At 60.9% G+C, this 2,720-nt stretch carries 3 protein-coding genes; all 3 read right to left on the bottom strand.

Annotated features, from left to right (window positions below; translation table 11 throughout):
• A partial coding sequence (locus VEK15_10550; GenBank protein ID HXV61124.1) for a BON domain-containing protein occupies window positions 1–634 on the bottom strand: 634 nt, incomplete at its 3' end.
• A 207-nt stretch (window positions 635–841) separates the two neighbouring features.
• Entirely contained in the window at window positions 842–1,492 is a 651-nt protein-coding gene (locus VEK15_10545) for a response regulator transcription factor (GenBank protein ID HXV61123.1), read from the bottom strand.
• Window positions 1,493–1,572: 80 nt separating this feature from the next.
• A complete protein-coding gene (locus VEK15_10540; protein ID HXV61122.1) occupies window positions 1,573–2,499 on the bottom strand; it encodes a diadenylate cyclase in 927 nt (308 codons plus the stop codon).
• Window positions 2,500–2,720 lie beyond the last annotated feature (221 nt).

Below are 2,720 nucleotides of genomic sequence, written 5' to 3'. Positions count from 1 at the left end.
GGTCGTCCATGCGCTGTCTTGACTCCTCGACCACGATATTGTTCACGACACTGTGTACGCCTTCGGTAGCTTGGGCGAGACGTTCCGCTCCGAGCTTGTCCTCGGCATGGTCGACCGAGCCTTCGAGGGTGACGCGGTCACCCGTGACATCGCCGCGGATATTCTTCTCCCGTAACCGGGGATGTTTTGCAAGCGCCGCCATCACGCTTGTCTCGATTTCCAACTCGCCCACGCGCCGCCGGAGCTCCTCGAGCTCCGAGTCGGGGCGCACACCGGGCACGACGTCGAGCTCGTTTCTTATTTCGGCCCTGCTCGCGACGTCCTCGGCGATCGCCTCGGCGAGCTCTCGAATCTCGTTGGCGGGGACCTGTCCTCTCAACGTCACCACACCGCCTTCGGTGTCGACATCGATATCGAACGCGGACACTCGGTTGGACAGCATGAATGCCGCCTTGACCCTCGCCGTGGTTGCCGCTTCTTCCGTGGTCTTTCGCGCTTCTTGAAACGTCCGCCCCAAATCCACGCCCTGCCAAAGCGCGACGCCGACAGCCCCGGCGAGGATCAACACGAGGACTCCGAGGGTGACTCTCCATCCGCCACGACCTGCCGCTTTCGTATCCTCTTCACTATCCATCCGAAAGCTCCTTACTATCCATCCGAAAGCTCCTTGCCTCGCACGTTATCGGAGCGCCATCCGCAGATCGATACGGCGACTTCCGTAGAATGAGCGGGGATCTCCCGTAGCACTCCCATCCGAGCGCGAGGATTCCGGGGGTTCTGCGCTCGCCGATGATGGTACCGAAACGATGCCTGTGCGGCGTCGTCCGGGCGCCCGGGATTGTCAAGCTTCGATGATGTCGTTGCGGATCGCGTAACGTACGAGCTCGCTCACGGAGTGAAGATCGAGCTTTTGCATGATGTTCGTTCGATGGGTCTCGACGGTCTTCACGCTGATGTTCAGCAGAGCGGCGACTTCCTTGTTAGCCTTGCCCTCGGCGAGAAGCTGAACCACTTCGCGTTCTCGAGGCGTCAATTGCTTGGGGCCTCTAGACTTTCCCGGGGCCCCGCCCGAAAGAAAACCCGCGAGAACGATCTCGGATACCTTCGAGGTGAAAAACGGTTCGTGCTTCGTAAGAGATTCGACCGCCGCGAGGAGATGGCGGATGGCATCCGACTTCAAGAGATAGCCTCTCGCTCCGGCGTTGAGGACCTCACGGATGAGACTCTCCGATTCGTGCACGGTCAGAATCAGAATCTCCGCTTCGGGAAACCCTTTTACGATCTGCCGCGTCGCCTCGAGGCCGTTCAGCTCCGGCATGGCGATGTCCAGCACGACGACATCGGGCTTCAGGTGCAGCGCCATCTCGACGGCCTCCCTGCCGGTCGCCGCCTCACCCGCGACCTCGCAATCGGGCGCGTCCTCGAGGACGCGTTGCAAGCCCGCGCGGATGATCTCGTGGTCATCGGCCAAGAGGACGCGTTTGATACTCATTTTCTTGGATGCTCCTTCACGATAGCACTGGACGGCTTCACGCTCCAAAACGGGTCCGCGAGGCCCCACAGAGGACGCTCTCAGCCGAGCCGCGCCCGGGAATCGGGCTTTTCCAGCTCGAGGATCGCCGAGCCGGCATGAAATACCGTGATCGCTCCCGATGATTCAGAGACCACCACGGCGGTGGCCTCTGATACCGCTGAGATGGATGCCGCAGCAGCGTGCCTTGCACCGAGGCCCGGGCGCAAGGAGGCGCGTCTCGCCGGAGCGTCGAGGTAGGTGCCCGCCGCTTCGACGACACCCTTCTTGTCGATTATGAACGCGCCGTCCATCGCCGCGTACTCCCGGAGCGTCTCGACGAGATCCGGGTCGTGGATGTTGCGTGCCTCTTCGGGATGCCCTCGGCAAGGATTTAACACGAGCTGGCGGAGGAACGTGGAGAGCTCGCTGACGTTGCCGAGGACGAAAATCGTTCCGATGGGCTTTCCCTCGCGTCCCTCGGCCGCGAATCTCAGGGCGATGTCCATGATCCTCGCGAACTCGCGTACGGGAACGAGGTCGGGGATCGTGGGCAATTCGTGATCATGAAACCAGGGGAAATCGCGCAGCGCGTTGGCCACGAGCAGCGTGTCCAGCCTTTCCGACCCGACCACACCGGACAGGCACAAAATGGTTTCGGAACGACCGAGATAGCCGTTGAGGACGGCAAGAAACAGGGCCAGTTTCATCTGGCTCATACGCGTCAGAACCGTGGTCTCGGGGATGATGAGCACGGTGTGGTTGGACTTGTGGGATTCAGGTAGCTCCAGCGCCCCCCGGCTCAGCCAGATGATCGACTCGCCTCTTCGGCTATGCTCGACGAGACGGATATCGTGCAGCTCGTCCGCCTGCACCAGCATCTTGTGGATGCCCAGCGATCTCGCTAGCTCGAAAGCGGCTCGAACGAGATGTCTCGATTCGAGGCTCTCGTCCAAATCTCCTTTGGTTTCGGGCGGTTGAGTACGCATCTCCAAGAGGAAACCTCATCCCGAGCCCACATTCCATACAGCATTCCAGTGAATTTCCTAGGAAACTCACCGTAGACGACTGCGCTCGAGGAGAATGTGAAGCCCGATTGGGCTCAGCAGAGTCGTGATGACCGGATGATCACCACAGCCGAAAAAAATGCTCGACGAGGGGAGAGGGTGGCTCGGGTTGCCGTAGGCGCTAGGTCAGTTACTACTCGGGG

It is taken from the genome of Vicinamibacteria bacterium, assembly GCA_035620555.1.
Classification (GTDB): Bacteria; Acidobacteriota; Vicinamibacteria; order Marinacidobacterales; family SMYC01; genus DASPGQ01.
Note: the sequence above shows the minus strand (reverse complement) of the source record. Positions and strands in the feature narration are given on the sequence as shown.